Source organism: Photobacterium sp. DNB23_23_1 (assembly GCF_052873815.1).
On sequence record NZ_JBNNXT010000107.1, the window covers coordinates 1 to 562 of the forward strand.

2 protein-coding genes are annotated in these 562 nt (G+C 46.4%); both read right to left on the reverse strand.

Features of this window, described 5'->3' with window-relative positions:
• On the reverse strand, window positions 1–351 hold a 351-nt coding region (locus ACVA53_RS25010), incomplete at its 3' end, for a transposase (protein WP_446506630.1).
• Window positions 287–562 (reverse strand): helix-turn-helix domain-containing protein (locus ACVA53_RS25015; RefSeq protein WP_446506629.1); only part of this gene is annotated, 276 nt, incomplete at its 5' end. The genes ACVA53_RS25010 and ACVA53_RS25015, both read right to left, overlap by 65 nt.

The window sequence follows — 562 nt, forward strand, 5'->3', positions numbered from 1 at the left end:
CATAATGACAACGGCGTGCCGAGCTTCTTGAGTGACAGCTGATATTTGTTTTAGGTGTTCGCTCATGATCTCTTTGTTGACCCAAGGCACGACAATAGCTTCACCGATCCCTCTGCTTGGGCAGACGGAGCCAAACAGGTATGCATAATCGAACTGTTGCTGTCGAACGGCTCTAGGCCGCGTTCCACGCTGCGCCCAAAGCCTTGTTGTTGTGTTCTGTTGACCAAACCTCGCTTCATCCTGAAACCAGATATCAACTTGATCAAGGCTGACATGGCCTGGAATGTTACGGATCGTTTCCAGTAGGAAGTTTTTTAAAAGCGTCTTGAGTTGCTTGGCACTGCTTTGGATGTTTGGAACGAGATGTTATCCATGAGAAGCCCATATGATCCAATAAATAATAAATAGAATCAGGATGATAGTGTTTGCCAAACCTCTGCACTATATAAGCATGAATATCGGCTCCAGTTAACCGGCCACCTTGAGGGTCATGGGCTTTGTCTTTGATGTATTGGCCGAGTTGCTCTTTTTGTGCTGATGTTAAGAATGCGGGTCTGCCTGT